At 64.2% G+C, this 16,592-nt stretch carries 14 protein-coding genes; 8 read left to right on the top strand and 6 right to left on the bottom strand.

Translation table 11 applies throughout. From position 1 onward, the window contains the following. The first annotated feature begins 3 nt into the window (after positions 1-3). The 5 genes from FFI89_RS10940 (at position 4) to FFI89_RS10920 (ending at position 5,560) form a co-directional block, all read left to right on the top strand. On the top strand, positions 4-402 hold the full coding sequence (locus FFI89_RS10940) for a 5-carboxymethyl-2-hydroxymuconate Delta-isomerase (RefSeq protein ID WP_138836372.1): 399 nt from the start codon (positions 4-6) through the stop codon (positions 400-402). Further along, positions 395-1,933 (top strand): 5-carboxymethyl-2-hydroxymuconate semialdehyde dehydrogenase, encoded by a 1,539-nt coding sequence (gene hpaE, locus FFI89_RS10935; RefSeq protein WP_138836370.1) that lies wholly within the window; start codon positions 395-397, stop codon positions 1,931-1,933. Before FFI89_RS10940 ends, hpaE begins: the two co-directional genes overlap by 8 nt. Before the next feature lie 104 nt (positions 1,934-2,037). Beyond that, positions 2,038-3,021 carry a 3,4-dihydroxyphenylacetate 2,3-dioxygenase gene (gene hpaD / locus FFI89_RS10930; protein WP_138836368.1) on the top strand — a complete coding sequence of 328 codons (984 nt, stop codon included), beginning with the start codon at positions 2,038-2,040 and terminating at the stop codon, positions 3,019-3,021. A 12-nt stretch (positions 3,022-3,033) separates the two neighbouring features. Then, positions 3,034-3,906 (top strand): fumarylacetoacetate hydrolase family protein, encoded by an 873-nt coding sequence (locus FFI89_RS10925; RefSeq protein WP_138836366.1) that lies wholly within the window; start codon positions 3,034-3,036, stop codon positions 3,904-3,906. 25 nt (positions 3,907-3,931) lie between these two features. Further along, on the top strand, positions 3,932-5,560 hold the full coding sequence (locus FFI89_RS10920) for a thiamine pyrophosphate-dependent enzyme (protein WP_138836364.1): 1,629 nt from the start codon (positions 3,932-3,934) through the stop codon (positions 5,558-5,560). An 89-nt stretch (positions 5,561-5,649) separates the two neighbouring features. Here the strand turns inward: FFI89_RS10920 and FFI89_RS10915 are convergent, their stop codons facing one another. The 5 genes from FFI89_RS10915 to FFI89_RS10895 all read right to left on the bottom strand — a co-directional run bounded on the left by FFI89_RS10915 (position 5,650) and on the right by FFI89_RS10895 (position 10,778). Then, positions 5,650-6,897 carry an MFS transporter gene (locus FFI89_RS10915; RefSeq protein ID WP_138836362.1) on the bottom strand — a complete coding sequence of 416 codons (1,248 nt, stop codon included), beginning with the start codon at positions 6,895-6,897 and terminating at the stop codon, positions 5,650-5,652. A 257-nt stretch (positions 6,898-7,154) separates the two neighbouring features. Next, complete coding sequence (gene alkB, locus FFI89_RS10910; protein WP_138836360.1) at positions 7,155-7,808, bottom strand: DNA oxidative demethylase AlkB; 654 nt, start codon at positions 7,806-7,808, stop codon at positions 7,155-7,157. Between the two features lie 12 nt (positions 7,809-7,820). Beyond that, positions 7,821-8,564: a 2OG-Fe(II) oxygenase gene (locus FFI89_RS10905; protein ID WP_138836358.1), complete on the bottom strand. Its 744-nt coding sequence runs from the start codon at positions 8,562-8,564 to the stop codon at positions 7,821-7,823. Positions 8,565-8,749: 185 nt separating this feature from the next. Then, a complete protein-coding gene (locus FFI89_RS10900) occupies positions 8,750-9,436 on the bottom strand; it encodes a DUF2848 domain-containing protein (protein WP_138836356.1) in 687 nt (228 codons plus the stop codon). Then, complete coding sequence (locus tag FFI89_RS10895) at positions 9,429-10,778, bottom strand: amidase (protein ID WP_138836354.1); 1,350 nt, start codon at positions 10,776-10,778, stop codon at positions 9,429-9,431. The genes FFI89_RS10900 and FFI89_RS10895 overlap by 8 nt, the downstream gene beginning before the upstream one ends. Positions 10,779-11,000: 222 nt before the next feature. Here FFI89_RS10895 and FFI89_RS10890 point away from each other — a divergent pair, with 222 nt between their 5' ends. From FFI89_RS10890 to FFI89_RS10880, 3 genes are all read left to right on the top strand, one after another. Further along, positions 11,001-11,414, top strand: coding sequence for a Zn-ribbon domain-containing OB-fold protein (locus tag FFI89_RS10890; RefSeq protein ID WP_027538065.1), 414 nt, complete (start codon positions 11,001-11,003; stop codon positions 11,412-11,414). 5 nt (positions 11,415-11,419) lie between these two features. Continuing rightward, positions 11,420-12,559 carry a thiolase gene (locus FFI89_RS10885; protein ID WP_138836352.1) on the top strand — a complete coding sequence of 380 codons (1,140 nt, stop codon included), beginning with the start codon at positions 11,420-11,422 and terminating at the stop codon, positions 12,557-12,559. A gap of 127 nt (positions 12,560-12,686) precedes the next feature. Continuing rightward, positions 12,687-13,601, top strand: coding sequence for an SDR family oxidoreductase (locus FFI89_RS10880; RefSeq protein ID WP_138836350.1), 915 nt, complete (start codon positions 12,687-12,689; stop codon positions 13,599-13,601). A 78-nt stretch (positions 13,602-13,679) separates the two neighbouring features. Here the strand turns inward: FFI89_RS10880 and ppc are convergent, their stop codons facing one another. Continuing rightward, positions 13,680-16,466 carry a phosphoenolpyruvate carboxylase gene (gene ppc / locus FFI89_RS10875; protein ID WP_138839144.1) on the bottom strand — a complete coding sequence of 929 codons (2,787 nt, stop codon included), beginning with the start codon at positions 16,464-16,466 and terminating at the stop codon, positions 13,680-13,682. Positions 16,467-16,592: the final 126 nt, after the last annotated feature.

Here is a 16,592-nt window from a genome sequence, read left to right as displayed (position 1 = left end):
CCCATGCCGCATTTCACGATCGAATATTCAGCCAATCTCGATGGACGCGTCGACATGGGCGCGGCGGTGGAACTGGTTCGCAAGACGGCGGTCGAGACCGGCATCTTCCCGCTCGGCGGCATCCGCGTCCGCGCCATCAAATGCGAGCACTACGCGATCGCCGACGGCGCCAGGAATTTCGGCTTTCTCGATATGGTGCTGCGGCTCGGCGAGGGCCGCGACCTCTCCACCCGGCAAAAGGCCGGCGAACATATTTTCAAGGCCTTGTCGGCCTATCTTGATCCGGTGTTTGCGAACTCGAAGTTCGCGCTGTCGTTCGACATGCAGATCAACGACGAGGAAACCAGTTGGAAACGCAACAACATCCACGAAGCTCTGAAAGTGGAGACGGCACATGGATAAAGTGACACCGAAGGACGCCTTCAAGGCCAACCGCGACCGCGTCGGCCCCCTGCTCGCCAAACTAAAGGCCGAAGGCATCAACCACTTGATCGACGGCAAGAGCGTGCCGTCGATCTCCGGACAGACTTTTGAGACCAAATCCCCGGTCGACGGCACCACCGCGCTGGCGTCCGTCGCCCGCGGCAACGCCGATGACATCGACCGCGCCGCGACCGCGGCCAGCCGAGCCTTCAAGGCCTGGCGCGACATGCCCGCGACCGCGCGGAAGAAATTGCTGCACCGCGTCGCCGATGCGATCGAGGACAATGCCGACGACATCGCCGTGCTCGAATGCATCGATACCGGCCAGGCCCACCGCTTCATGGCCAAGGCCGCGATCCGGGCGGCCGAGAATTTCCGCTTCTTCGCCGACAAATGCGCCGAGGCCCGCGACGGCCTCAACACGCCAAGCGACGAGCATTGGAACATCTCGACCCGGGTACCGATCGGCCCGGTCGGCGTGATCACGCCCTGGAACACGCCGTTCATGCTGTCGACCTGGAAGATCGCGCCGGCGCTGGCCGCCGGCTGCACCGTCGTGCACAAGCCGGCGGAATGGTCGCCGGTGACCGCGGACCTGCTGGCCAAGCTGGCCAGGCAGGCAGGCCTGCCCGACGGCGTGCTCAACACCGTGCACGGGATCGGCGAGGAAGCCGGCAAGGCGCTGACCGAGCATCCCGCGATCAAGGCCATTGGTTTCGTCGGCGAGAGCTCGACCGGTTCGGCCATCATGGCGCAGGGCGCGCCGACGCTGAAGCGGGTGCACTTCGAACTCGGCGGCAAGAACCCCGTCATCGTGTTCGACGACGCCGACCTCGACCGCGCGCTCGATGCGGTGGTCTTCATGATCTACTCGCTGAACGGCGAGCGCTGCACCTCATCCAGCCGGTTGCTGGTCCAGCAGGGCATCGCCGATAAATTCATCGAAAAGCTCACCGCCCGCGTCAAGGCGCTGAAGGTCGGCCATCCGCTCGATCCCGCCACCGAAATCGGGCCGCTGATCCACGAGCGGCACCTTGCCAAGGTCTGCAGCTATTTCGAGGTCGCCCGCAAGGACGGCGCCACCATCGCCGTCGGCGGCAAGCCGCATGACGGCCCCGGCGGCGGGCATTACGTAGAGCCGACGCTGGTCACCGGCGCACACGCGAACATGCGGGTGGCGCAGGAAGAAGTGTTCGGTCCGTTCCTGACCGTCATTCCGTTCAGGGATGAGACGGACGCGATCGAAATCGCCAATGGCGTGCAGTACGGCCTCACCGGCTATGTCTGGACCGGCGACATGGGCCGCGCGCTTCGCGTCGCCGATGCGCTGGAAGCCGGCATGATCTGGCTCAACTCGGAAAACGTCCGCCACCTGCCGACGCCTTTCGGCGGCATGAAGTCGTCAGGCATCGGCCGCGACGGCGGCGATTACTCGTTCGACTTCTATATGGAAACCAAGCACGTCTCGCTGGCGCGCGGGACGCACAAGATTCAGAAACTGGGAATCTAATATTCACCGTCGTTCCGGGACGCGAAGCGAACCCGGAACCTCGAGCTTCCGGGTCTGGTGCTAGCGCACCATCCCGGAATGACGAACTCAATCAGGGAAAACGCATGCCGGTACCGACGCACATCTTCGATCCCCCCTTCAATATCATCCGCTCAAGCCACGCCGTGCTCGACGTGGTCGATCTGGACAAGAGCCGGGCGTTCTACGAGACCACCGTCGGCCTCCATGTCGAGGATCGCGACCACAGAGCAGTGTACTTACGCGGCAGCGAGGAGCATCAGCATCACTCGCTGGTGTTGCGCAAAGCGCCCGTCGCAGCCTGCAACCGCCTTGGCTTCAAGGTCGGCAACGACGGCGATCTCGACAAGGCTGCCAGCTTCTTTTCCGAGAACGGCATCACCTACGCCTTCACCGAGCAGCCGTTCCAGGGCCGCACGCTGCAATTCACCGATCCGCTCGGCTTCCAGCTCGAACTCTATGCGTCGATGGAGAAGCGCCAGCATCTGTTGCGGCGCTACGACCTCTACAAGGGCTGCCATCCGCAGCGGCTCGACCATTTCAACGTATTTTCCCCTGAAGTACAGAACACCGTCGACTTCTACGCGCGGCTCGGCTTCCGGCTGACCGAATACGGAGAAGAGGACGGGCCGAACGGCCGCATCGCCGCCGCCTGGATGCACCGCAAGGGCAATGTGCACGACTTCGCCATCACCAACGGAAAAGGCCCTCGCCTGCACCACTTTGCCTATTGGGTGCCGACGGCGATGAACATCCTGCATCTTTGCGACGTCATGGCCTCCAGCGGTTTTCTGAAGAACATCGAGCGCGGTCCCGGCCGCCACGGCATTTCGAACGCGTTCTTTCTTTATGTCCGCGATCCCGACGGCCATCGCCTCGAGCTCTACACCAGCGACTATTTTACGGGCGACCACGACCACGAGCCGTTGCGCTGGTCGCTGAAGGACCCGCGCCGGCAGACGCTGTGGGGCGCGCCGGCGCCACGCTCCTGGTTCGAGGAGGGGTCGCCCTTCGCAGGACAGGCGGTGCGCGAGCCGGCATTTATCGCCGATGTCACGATTGCGGATTGAGCGAGAGGACCAATGACCTCACACCCTCTCGCGACATACTCGATCGGCGGCGTCACACACTACGGCGCCGTGACCGACGCCGGCGTCGTCGATCTCTCCGCGCGTTTCGCGAAGGAGTATCCGACCCTGCGCGAAGCCATCGCGGCCGGCGCGCTGATGAAGCTTGCCGAGGACGCGGCACGCCGTTCGCCCGATCATGCGCTCGATGCGATCGTCTGGCAGCCACCGATCCCCGCGCCGGAAAAGATCATCTGCATCGGCGTGAACTACCCGGACCGCAACGCCGAGTACAAGGACGGCCAGGACGCGCCGAAATATCCGAGCATGTTCATGCGCACGCCGCGGTCGTTTGTCGGCCACAACGCGCCGCTGGTCCGGCCCCGCGCCTCGCCGCAGCTCGATTACGAGGGCGAACTGGTGATCGTGATCGGCAAGGCCGGCCGGCACATCAAGGAGAGCGCGGCGCTGGACCACATCGCCGCCATCACGCTGTGCAACGAAGGCACCATCCGCGACTGGGTCCGGCACGCCAAGTTCAACGTCACCCAGGGCAAGAATTTTGACTCCACCGGCAGCCTCGGCCCGTGGCTGGTGCCTTATACACACGAAAGCCAGATCGCGGACATTCACCTGACCACCAAGGTGAATGGCGAGACCCGGCAGGACGACCGCACCGGCCGCCTGATCTTCGGCTTCCGCTATCTCCTCAACTACATCTCGACCTTCACCACGCTGGTGCCTGGCGACGTCATCGTCACGGGCACGCCAACGGGGGCCGGTGCTCGGTTCGATCCGCCGCGCTACCTCAAGCCCGGCGACGTCATCGAGGTCGAAGCCGATGGCGTCGGCGTGCTGAAGAACGGCGTGATCGACGAAGCCCTATAAATCCTGTGAGCGATTGGACAGTGCAATGACCTCAACTTCCGGCGGCGAAGCAATCGTCAATGGCCTCGTCGCGCATGGCGTCGACACCGTGTTCGGCCTCCCCGGCGCGCAGATCTACGGCCTGTTCGACGCCTTCCATCAGGCGCAGCTCAAGGTGATCGGCGCACGGCACGAGCAGGCCTGCGGCTACATGGCCTATGGCTACGCCCGCTCCACCGGCCGCCCCGGCGTGTTCAGCGTCGTGCCCGGCCCCGGCGTGCTCAACGCCGGCGCGGCGCTGTTGACCGCGTTCGGATCGAACGAGCCGGTGCTGTGCCTGACCGGCCAGGTGCCGACGCAATACCTCGGCAAGGGCCGCGGCCATCTGCACGAAATGCCGGATCAACTGGCAACGCTGAAGACTTTTGTGAAATGGGCCGACCGGATCGAATACCCGGATGTCGCGCCCGCGATGGTGTCGCGCGCCTTCCAGGAGATGCTGTCCGGACGCCGCGGCCCGGTGTCGCTGGAAATGCCATGGGACGTGTTCACCCAGCGCGCGGACGTCGGCCCGGCAAAACCGTTCGATCTGTTCCCGGCGCCAAAGCCCGACCCTGATCGCATCAAGACCGCCGCCGCGCTCGTCAAGGGCAGCAAGGCGCCGATGATCTTTGTCGGCAGCGGCGCCATTCACGCGGCTGAGGAAATCCTCGAACTCGCCGAAATGATCGACGCGCCGGTGGTGGCGTTCCGCAGCGGCCGCGGCATCGTCTCCAATGCCCATGAACTCGGGTTGACCATGGCGGCGGCCTACAAACTGTGGCCGAATACCGACCTGATGATCGGCATCGGCACACGGCTGGAACTGCCGACGATGACACGCTGGCCCTATCGTCCCGATGGACTGAAATCGATCCGTATCGATATTGATCCGGTCGAGATGCGACGGTTCACTTCGGATTGCGCCGTAATCGCCGATGCCAAGGCCGGCACGGCTGACCTTGCCGCCGCCGTGAAGAAGGCCGGCTACAGCAAGACCAGCGGCCGGCGCGCCACGATCCGTGAGGCGACGGCAGCAGCCCATCAGGAAATCCAGAGGGTCCAGCCGCAGATGGCCTATCTGAACATCCTGCGCGAGGTGCTGCCGGCGAATGCGATCGTCACCGACGAACTATCGCAGGTCGGCTTCACCTCCTGGTACGGCTTTCCGATCTACGAGCCGCGCACCTTCATCTCTTCGGGTTACCAGGGCACGCTCGGCTCGGGCTTCCCCACCGCGCTCGGCGCCAAGGTCGCCAATCCGGACCGCCCGGTCGTCGCGATCACCGGCGACGGCGGCTTCATGTTCGCGGTTCAGGAATTGGCGACCGCCGTGCAATTTGGGATCGGCGTGGTAACGCTGATCTTCAACAACAACGCCTACGGCAACGTGCGCCGCGATCAGCGCGAGCGCTTCGATGGCCGCGTGGTAGCATCCGACCTGGTCAATCCGGATTTCGTCAAGCTGGCTGAATCCTTCGGCGTCGGCGCCGCGCGCGTCACCTCGCCCGATCATTTCCGTCCCGTGCTGGAAAAAGCGCTGGCCGACGGCGGGCCTTACGTGATCGCAATCGAGGTACCGATGGATTCGGAAGTCTCTCCGTGGGCGTTCATCCATCCGGCGAAGAACAACTAAGCTCTCCCTCATGGTGAGGAGGCGCGCTAGCGCCGTCTCGAACCATGACGCGCGTGGCCATCCTTCGAGACGCAGGCTTCGCCTGCTCCTCAGGATGAGGAGCTAACGTTCCTCACCTGCAACCTCCGCTGCGCCCGGGATGCTGCGATCACCAGCAGCCCGGCGCCGGCGACCGACCAGCACGCTACCGGCGCCCACTGCAATAGCGGCGCGTATTCCGGCAGCTTCTGCAGGCCGCCGGCCACCGCCGCCATCCGCGCAAACGTCGCAAGCGCCAGCGCGGAAAATACCAGCCCTACCACCTTGCCTTCGGCGCCGGTTTCGCCGATCGCCAGCGCCGCCGAGACCGCGGCCATCAGCATGCAGCCCCATGCCGCGCCGGCAACGAACTGGGCGGCGATCAGCATGTTCAGATTGCCCGCGAGCTCGGCGCCCAGCACCGCCAGCGCGCCGAGCAAACCCGCAACGCCGATCACGAACAGCCCGCCGCGATGCTTGACGACGACGCTGGCCGGAAACATCGCGATATTGAAACCGATCCAGAACACCGGCAGCAGCCACTGCAACTGCTCCGGCTTGGCAAATCGCAGGAAGAACGGCGCGCTGTTGATGTTGAAATGCAGCTGGGAGCCGAGCGACAGGATCACCATCGAGGCGATGAACACGATCGGCATCCGTCCGAGCGGTTTTGCGGGTGTCGCCGGTTCTGGCGTTGCGGCGTCCTGCGCCGCGCCGCGCTCGACTTTCGACAGCGCCAGAGTCGTGATCAGCAGCGCCAGGCCGGAGATCAGAAACGGAAGCCGAGGATCCTGGTCTCGCAGCACGACGCCGAGATAGGGCGACACCGCGCCGGCAAGCCCGTAACCCAGCATCGCCAGCGCCGCCAGAAACGGAATTTTCGGCCGCGCGCGGTGCTTGCCCAACAGAGTCAGCGGCGGCGCACGTAGCGCCGACGAAGTGACAGCCCAGATCAGGATCAGAACAATGAACCAGACCTGTGCACCCGGCCCGGCGCCGGCCACAAGCGGCAGCGCGACGAACGCCGCGCAGGAGACCGCGGTCAGGACGCCGACGAACAGGCCGATCCGGCCGAACAGTCCCGCGATCCTGTCGGCGGCGATACCCATCGCGGTATCGCTGATGGTGAAGACCGCCTGATCCAGCATCAGGATCAGAATGACAGCGGTTGGCGCTATCCCGACCTGTGCCGCGAGCTTCGGCAGATAGATGACATAAGTGGTCCAGCCCAGCGTGAACACCAGTTGCAGCACGGCCAGATAGACGCCGGTGCGGTTAGGACTGACGCTGGTGTCGGCGTTGATGTCGGTGGTGGTCATTTCGGGCTCCCGGCCCATGATTCATAAACCATGGGAACCCACGATGGAACGCTCTTCCCTTCTCCCCTTGTGGGAGAAGGTGGATCAATCGCGCACAGCTCGATTGAGACGGATGAGGGGTCATTGTCCGCGGCGAGAGACCCCTCATCCGGCGCTTCGCGCCACCTTCTCCCATCGAAGTCGGATCTATCCGACTTCGACAAATATAATGCCCAACTCGGGTAAACCCGAGTTGGGGTGGGAGAAGGGAAGAAAAATCACCGCGCCTTGCGAAACGTCAGATTGATCCGCTGGCGGCCCATCACGGCGTGATCGCCGTCGGAGAGCGGCGCGACGCCATGAAAGAACAGCCGCGACGGCCCGCCCCAGACCACGACGTCGCCATGCTCCAGCCGGTAGCGCTGCGGCTTGTCGGCGCGCTTGGGGCCGCCGAACAGAAAGGTCGCGGGCAGACCCAGCGACACCGACACGATCGGTGCGCCGAAATCGTTTTCGTTGCGGTCCTGATGCAGCGACATTCGCGCGCCGGGCGCGTAGCGGTTGATCAGGCAGGCATCGGGCACAAATCCTCCGAAGCCGCCTTCGCTCGCCGCCGTCTCGGCCAGCGTGCGAAACACCGGCGGCATCGCCGGCCAGGGTTTGCCGGAGACGGGATCGATGCCGTCATAGCGATAGCCGCTGTGGTCGGTGACCCAGCCGGCATGGCCGCAATTGGTCATCGCCACCGACATCTGGTGGCCGCCGGGCGTGAACATGCGCCGGAACGGCGCCTGGGCGACGATCTCGCGGAGGCTCGCGATCAATTCGCCCTCAAAGGGTTTTACGAATCCGCGCAGCAGCACCGCGCCATCCGCCATCGCTTCACGCGACGGGCGCACATCGGGAACGGCCTCGAACAAATCCGTAGTCAATTCAGCCCGCACTCATTTTGCATCGTGAAAGATCACGCCGACGGTGTGGCGATGGCCGGAGCGGATCCGGCTGACGCCATGCCGCAGATTAACCCGGTAAGGCCCGCGCGTCCCCTGCACCGGCCGGTGATGCACAGCAAAGGCCACCGCGTCGCCCCCCGCCAGCGGAACCACCTCGGGCCGCGACTGCATCCGCGGCCGCTGCTCGGTCAGCACGAACTCGCCGCCCGTAAAATCGCGCCCGGGTTCCGAGAGCAGGATCGCAACCTGCAGCGGAAACACATGCTCGCCATAGAGATCCTGATGCAGGCAATTGTAGTCGCCCGCGCCATATTGCAGCAGGAGCGGCGTCGGCCGGGTCTGTCCGGCGTCATGGCAGCGCTTCAAAAACGTCTCGTGACGATCGGGGTAGCGGATGTCGATCCCCATCGTCTCGTTCCAGCGATTGGCGACGCCGCGCAACCGCGCATACAGCAAGGGCCGTAATTCCGCGATCAGCTCCGGCAGCGGATAGGAGAAATACTTGTACTCGCCGCGGCCAAAGCCGTGGCGGCCCATCACGATCCGGCTGCGGAAGTTCTTGTCGTCGGGATAGAGCGCTGACATGGCGGCGCATTCTTCCGGCGACAGCAATCCCTTCAGGACCGCGCAACCCTGGGCGTCGAGATCGGAGGCGGCCTCGGTCCAATCCAGCGCATCGACGCGGGTGGCGATGTCGGTGGCGGGGCGATCGATGGTTTTTGCGGTGGCTTTCATGAGCGGGAGTTTCGCAAAGCGCGCCGCCGGGCGCCACCCGATTTCCGTCTACCGTCATTGCGAGCCAACGGGTTGCGCGAATGCGCGCCCGATGACAGGCTCCGCGAAGCAATCCATGGAGCCGCAAAGCAGGGATGGATTGCTTCGTCGCAAGCGCTCCTCGCAATGACGACGAAGGACGACGATTACCCCAACACCGGCAACGCAATCACATCGTAGCCGTGGCTGATCTTCCGTTTCAGCACCGGGTCCTCCAGTTCGAACTCGAACCGGCTGGCGGAGCGGATGCCGCCCTTGGCGGCAAAGGTTCCGCCGAACATCGCACAGCCGTCGGGCAGGCCTTTACCGCCAAAACCGCGCGCGATCAGGTCCTTCACCGGCAGCATGCCGTCGAGCGTGCCTTCCTGGTACAGAACCCGCGCGCCATCGATGACGGCCCAGGAGCGCAGGATCATCTGATCCCAGTGATCGATGACGTCTTCCAACTCCCACAGCACCGACGCAACAGGCTTGTCGCACATCTGCTTGGAAACGGTGACGCTGTAAGCCTCGACCTTGCGGTCGGTATGGTCGGAACCGCAGCCAACGAAGATGCGACCCTGCCAGCCGATCAGCACGAACTCGACTTCACCCGAAGATTCGCCGCCCGAGACCTCGACGCGGTCGGCCATCGTGATCCGGCTCGCCGCGACGCGATAATAGATCGGCGTCGAGGCCGGGCGTGCGATGCCGATGGCTTCGAGTTCGGCAATATGCTTGTCGCGCGCGACCGGGTCGCGGCCGGTCCAGCCGGCGATGACGGCCTGGTCGATTGCAAGCGTCAGCGGCGTGCCGACGCCTTTGTCCTCGACGGTAAAGGTCAAATCAAACACGGATGATGTTCTCCATTCCGGCCGCGAGTTCGAGAATACGCCGGTCCGATCCGCCGGCTGCCGCGAGCATCAGCCCGACCGGCACCTCGCCTTCGCGATGCGCCGGCAGCGAGATCGCGCAGCCGTCGAGCACGTTGATCAGGGTGCAGTTGCGCAAGGCCCGCAGGTTCTGCGTGGTGAACGCCTTGTCGTCGGCGAGATCGGCGATTTTCGGCGGCGTATTCGCGGTGGTCGGCAACACCAGCGCGTCGTAGGGCGCGATGCGCGCTTCCGTCCGCGCAATGAACGACCTCCGCGCATTGAGGATGTCGATGTAATCGGCGGCACTGATGTCCGCGCCGCGCATGATGCGGGTCGCCACGCGGGGATCGTAGACGTCGCCCTTGCTGGTGATCAGGTAACGATGCCAGGCATAGCTTTCCGCCGCGGCCAAGCCGCCCTTGGCGTTCATGACGCCGACATCGTGGAATTCCGGCACCTCGATCCGCTCGATCAGCGCGCCCGCGCGTGACAAGGTTTCCAGTGCCCGCTCGAACGTCTTCGCCACCGCCGCGTCGAGGTCGTCGAGCACCACGGTCGTGGGCACCGCGAGCCGCATGCCCTTCACGGAGCGCGGCTGCAACGGCTGCAACGGCTCATCGGCCAGCACGGCATCCAGCGCCGCGCAGCACGCTACCGTGCGCGCCAGCGGCCCAAAACTGTCGAGCGAGAACGACAGCGGCACACCGCCATCGAGCGGCACGCGGCGTTGCGTCGGCTTGAAGCCGACGATGCCGTTGAAGGCCGCCGGAATCCGGCACGAACCGCCGGTATCGGTGCCGAGCGCGCCGAACGCCATGCCATCGGCGATCGAGACCGCAGCACCGGAGGACGAGCCGCCGGGCACATGGCCGACACTGCGGTTCCAGGCGCTTTTCGGCGTGCCGAAATGCGGATTGATGCCGATGCCGGAATAGGCGAACTCGGTCATGTTGGTGCGGCCGATCACGATGAAGCCGGCCCGGCGCAGCCGTGCCACCACAGCTGCATCGGTTTTCGCGGGCGCCGAATCCTCCAGCGCGCGAGAACCGGCGCGGGTCACCTGCCCCTTGATATCAAACAGATCCTTGATCGAGACCGGAATGCCGGCAAACGGCGAAGGTGCTGCCTTGGCTTTGCGGAGCCGATCCATGGCGTCGGCGGCGTCGAGGGCTGCGTCCTTGTCGACGTGAATGAAGACACGCTGGCCTTCGCCCGCGGGGTCGGCGATTTTGGCGAGGCATTGCTCGACCAGTTTGCGGGCGGAGGTCGCGCCGCGGTCGAGATCGGCGGCAAGGGCGGCAAGTGTCGGCATGTCAGGCATGTGATTCCGGTGTTGTCAGGTTTATGGGCATCACGTGTCGTATCCGGTGACGCTGATGGCAAATACCCTAGCGCGGGAAATCGCTGGCATACAAGCGCTCTCGTTGCCGGAATGCGGCCATGCGGCGGCAACGCTGGACCGTTGACGCGGAATGGTCAAATGTCGCATCAAGATCGCAACAATCGGGCGCAAGCCCTCATCCCACCGGGAGGAATGCCTGATATGGCTGAGCCAGCGCGCGCTAAACCAAAACCGACACCTGAGACCCAGCATTTCTGGGACGGCACTGCGGCCGGCGAGTTGCGCCTGCAGCGCTGCGACGCCTGCGCCAATGTCTATTTCCCGCCGCGCCCGTTCTGTCCGTCCTGCGCCTCGCGCAAGGTCAGCGTGTTCAAGGCGAGCGGCAAGGGCACGCTGTACAGCTACGTCATCAACCATCGCCCGGCGGCACCCGGCTTCACCCCGCCTTACGCGATCGCGATCGTCGAGCTCGCCGAGGGCCCGCGCCTGATGAGCAACATCATCGATTGTCCGCAGACGCCGGAGGCGCTCGAACTCGACATGAAACTCGAAGTCGCGTTCGAGAAGCTCGACGACAAGATCACCCTTCCTCAGTTCCGTCCGGCGAAGGGCTAAGCACCATGCGCAGAAACGCAGTCGCCGTCGTCGGCGCCGCCGAAACCACCGAACTCGGCGTCATCCCCAACATGTCGCAGATCCAGCTCCATGCGGATGCGGCGCTCAACGCCATTGCCGATGCCGGACTGAAACTGTCCGACATCGACGGCATCGCGACCGCCGTGGAAACCCCGCAGCAGATCGCGCATTATCTCGGCATTACGCCGACCTGGGTCGACGGCACTTCGGTCGGCGGCTGTTCGTTCATGCTGCACGTCCGCCACGCCGCCGCCGCGATCGAGGCCGGCCTGTGCAAGACCGTGCTGATTACGCACGCCGAAAGCGGCAAGTCGATGATCGGCAAGTTGCCGCGCTCGACGCCGGCCGACAGCCTCAACGGCCAGTTCGAAGCGCCGTTCGGCGTCTACGGCCCGCCGAGCATGTTCCCGATCCCGGTGCTGCGCTACATGAAGACCCACGGCATCACCCACGAGCAGATCGCCTCGGTCGCGGTGGTGCAGCGGGAATGGGCGGCGAAGAACCCGCGCGCCACCATGAAGGCCCCGATCACGGTCGCCGATGTCCTGAACTCGCGGATGATCGCCTATCCGTTCCGCATTTTGCAATGCTGCCTCGTCACCGACGGCGGCGGCGCGCTGATCCTGACGTCGGCGGATCGCGCCAAGGATTTTCCGAACAAGCCGGTCTATATCCTGGGCACCGGCGAGAGCGTGGAAACACCGATGGTCAGCCAGATGAAGACGTTCGATAGTTCGCGCGCCTTCAAGGTGGCGGGTCCCACCGCGTTCCGCGAAGCCGGCATCACGCACAAGGACGTCGATCACCTGATGATCTACGACGCCTTTGCGCATTTGCCGCTCTATGGGCTCGGCGACCTCGACTTCATGCCGCACGAGGAAACCGGCAAGTTCATCGCCGACGGCAACACCCGCCCCGGCGGCAAGCTGCCGCTCAACACCAATGGCGGCGGTCTCAGCTACATGCATTCCGGCATGTACGGCATGTACGCGCTGCAGGAGAGCGTCCGGCAAATGCGCGGCATCGCACCCGCACAGGTGCAGGGCGCAAAAGTCTCGGTCTGCCACGGCGTCGGCGGCATGTTCGCCGCGTCAGGCACCATTATCTTTACGAACGAGAAGTAACCAGCTTCGTCATTCCGGGATGGTCCGCAGGACCAGACCCGGAATCTCGAGATTCTCAGATGCGCAATTGCGCATCATAGTTCGTGCTTCGCACGCTCCGGAACGACGACATCAACAGGAGACTCCAATGGCCAAATCACTTCAAGACAAAGTCATCATCGTTACCGGCGCAGGCCGCGGCATCGGGCGTGAGATCGCGCTGCTCTGCGCAGCCGAAGGCGCCAAGGTCGTGGTCAACGATCCCGGCGGCTCCGCCGAGGGCGCCGGCTCGTCGGCTTCGCCGGCCGAGGAGGTGGTCGAGGAGATCAAGAAGCGCGGCGGCATCGCTGTCCCCAATTTCGAGACGGTGGCGGAAGCGATCCCCGCGAGCAAGATCGTCAAGACCGCGACCGACCACTTCGGGCGGCTCGACGGCGTCGTCAACAATGCCGGCATTTTGCGCGACATGATCTTTCACAAGATGAGCGTCGAGGCCTTCGAAGCCGTCATCAAGGTTCATCTGATGGGCTCGTTCTACGTCAGCCATGCCGCAGCCCGCCTGTTCCGCGAACAGGAGAGCGGCTCCTTCGTGCACTTCACCTCGACGTCGGGCCTGATCGGTAATTTCGGCCAGGCCAACTACGCCGCCGCCAAGCTCGGCATCGTCGGGCTGTCGAAGTCGATCGCGCTCGACATGGGCCGCTTCAACGTGCGCTCCAACTGCGTCTCACCGTTCGCCTGGACCCGCATGATCGGCACCATCCCGACCGAGACGGACGCGGAGAAGGCGCGGGTCGAGAAGATCAAGCAGATGGGCCCGGAAAAGATCGCCCCGATGTGCGCCTTCCTGCTTTCCGACGCCGCCAAGGACGTCACCGGACAAATCTTCGGCGTCCGCATGAACGAGATTTTCCTGTTCGGCCAGAATCGTCCGCTGCGTTCGGTCCAACGGAGCGACGGCTGGACGCCGCAGACCATCGCGGACCACGCTATCCCGGCGCTGAAATCGTCGTTCCACAAGCTTGACCGTTCGGCGGATATCTTCAGCTGGGATCCGATCTGAAGAGGGCGAATAGGGAGTGGCGAATGGCGAATAGGGTTTCTCCCATTCGCTACTCGCCATTCGCCATTCGCGCTCTTCCTACCCGCTATTCCTCAACCCCGCCGAAATGCCGTTGATCGTGATCTGAATCCCGCGCAGCACCTGCTCGTCCGGGTTCTGCGCGCGATGCTCCTTCAAGAGCTCCACCTGCACATGGTTGAGCGGATCGAGATAGGGGAAGCGGTTACGGATCGAACGCTCCAGCAGCGGGTTGCTCTGCAGCAGCCGGTCCTGGCCCATGATCTTGAGCAGCAAATCGATGCAGTCATGCCATTCGCGGCGGATACGCCCGAAGATTTTCTCGCGCAGTTCAACGTCAGGTACCAGTTCCGCATAGCGCGACGCGATCGCGATCGAACTCTTGGCCAGCACCATGTCCATGTTCGACAACAGGGTGCGGAAGAACGGCCATTCGCGGTAAAGCTCCTGCAGGAACGGCATGCCCTTGTCGGGATGCTCCTTGATCCAGGCCTCGACGGCGCTGGCAAACCCGTACCAGCCCGGCAGCATCAACCGGCATTGCGCCCAGCTGAACACCCAGGGAATGGCGCGGAGGTCTTCGATCTCGCGGGTTTTCTTGCGCGAAGCCGGCCGACTGCCGATGTTCAGCGTCGCGATCTCGTTGATGACGGTCGAGCCCCAGAAGTAGTCGGCAAAGCCCTCGGTCTCGTAGACCAGGCCGCGATAGGCCTTGAAGGCCAGCGCCGACAATTGCTCCATCGCCTTCAGATATTCCCCCGACGGCGCGCTGTGCTTCGGTTGCAGCAGGCTTGCTTCCAGCGTCGCGGCGGCGAGAATCTCCAGATTGCTGCGGCCGACCTCGCTGTTGGAATATTTGCTGGAGATGATTTCGCCCTGCTCGGTGATGCGGATCTGGCCGTCAACAGCCCCGCCCGGCTGCGCGATGATGGCATCATAGCTCGGGCCGCCGCCGCGACCGACCGAACCGCCGCGGCCATGGAACAACCGCAAGCGGACATGGTGGCGCTCGAACACCTCGATCAGGCCGATCTCCGCTTTATAGAGTTCCCAGCCCGACGTAACGAAGCCGCCATCCTTGTTGCTGTCGGAATAGCCGAGCATGACCTCCTGCACCGCGCCGCGGCTGTCCACCAGCTTTCGATAATCGTGAATCGACAGCATCCGGTCCATGATGCCGCTCGACGCCTGCAAATCCTCGATGGTCTCGAACAGCGGCACGATGTTGATCGAACTGCGGCCGGAGGGCTGGATCAGGCCGGCCTCTTTCAGAAGCAGCGCCACCTCCAGCATGTCGGACATCCCCTTGCACATGGAAATGATGCATTGGGGAATCGAGTCCGTACCAAACTTCGCATGCGCCTCGGCGGCGGCATGGAACACCGCGAGTTCGCCAAGCGTCTCCTCGCTGTATTTCACGAACGGCGACGTCAACGGCCGCGAATTGCGCAGCTCGCTGGTGAGCAGCGCCACCCGTGCCTCTTCGTTCAGCGCCAGGTAGGACATGCCGGGCGTGGCGGCGTCGATCAGCTCTGCGACCGTGCGCTGGTGCACCTCGGAGTTCTGCCTGATATCGAGGCTTGCGAGGTGAAAGCCGAAGCAATCCACCGCACGGCGCAACAGCCGCAGCCGGCCGCGCGCGATCACGCCGGAATTGTTTGAAATCAGCGAACGATAGAGAACATCGAGATCCGCCTTGAAGTCCTTCGCGCTGTCATAGGGCGCGGCCTCTCCGACCGGCGGCCGGGTGGTTTCCACACCGAGCTTCCAAGCGGTCGCCGTCAGCCGCGCATAGATGCCGGATACCGCCAGCCGATAGGGCTCACCGCTCCGGTGCGGCGAGGTGTCGGGCGAACGCTCGGCCAACGCCCGCAGATCCTTCGAAACGTCCGCAAGATGCGCCGCTATCGACAGTTCGGCGCCGAGCAGGTGCAGTTCCTCGAGATAGAAGCGCAGCACGCGGCTCGACTGCAGCTTGAGCGTGCCACGCATCACGTCGGCCGTCACGAACGGGTTGCCGTCGCGGTCGCCGCCGATCCAGCTTCCCATCCGCAGGAACGACGTCAGGTCGCCGTGCGCCCCGCCGTCACCGTCGTTCAATCGATCCTCGAGCGCGCAATGCAGCCGCGGCACCTCGTGCAGGAAGGTATAGTCATAGAACGACAGGCCGTTGGCCACTTCGTCGAGCACGGTGAGCTTGGTACGGCGCAGCAGGTTTGTTTTCCACAGCGTCAGCACCGCGCGGCGCAACTGCTCGTCGTCGGCCTCGATTTCCGGCGGCGTGAGCTGGACGCGCTCGCGCCGGTCCAGCAGCGCCGCGATCTCCATTTCGCGATCGATGGTGCTTTTGCGGCGAACTTCGGTCGGGTGGGCAGTCAGGACCGGACTGACCAGCGCTTCGGCGAAGAATTTCCTGAGATCGGCGGCCTTCAGGCCGGCCGCTCGCGCATTCGCCAGCGTCCCGGCCAGTGTTCCCTGCGGCGGCGCCCCGCCCGCGGTCGAACGCGTCCGCATCTGCCGGATGTTGTTCTGGTCCTCGGCGATGTTGGCGAGATGCGAGAAATAGCTGAAGGCACGGACGATGCGCACGGTCTGGCCGGTCGACATGCTGTCGAGGATGGCTTCTAGTTCCCGCCGCGCCTGCTTGTCCTCGTCGCGATGGAACCGGATCGAGGTCTGCCGGATGCGTTCGACCAGGTCGAACACGTCGGCGCCTTCCTGGTCGCGCACGGTATCGCCGAGAATACGCCCAAGCAGGCGAATATCGGTCCGCAGCCGGGCATCCTCCGCGTCCTCGACGCGATTCGGCCGGACTTCGATCTCGGAAGGCATGGTCTGGGAAGACAATATCTGGGAAGACATGGCTCGCTACCTCAGAAACTGCCCGGCGGTTCCGAGTGTGCAATTTTTTTGCCGCAGCGCAAGATAAAGATGAAGGCGGTGGCGGTCCCGGCTCAAGGCCGGGGCACGGGT

The sequence above is a fragment of the Bradyrhizobium sp. KBS0727 genome (assembly GCF_005937885.2).
GTDB lineage: Bacteria > Pseudomonadota > Alphaproteobacteria > Rhizobiales > Xanthobacteraceae > Bradyrhizobium.
This window is presented reverse-complemented; position numbering and strand designations above follow the sequence as displayed.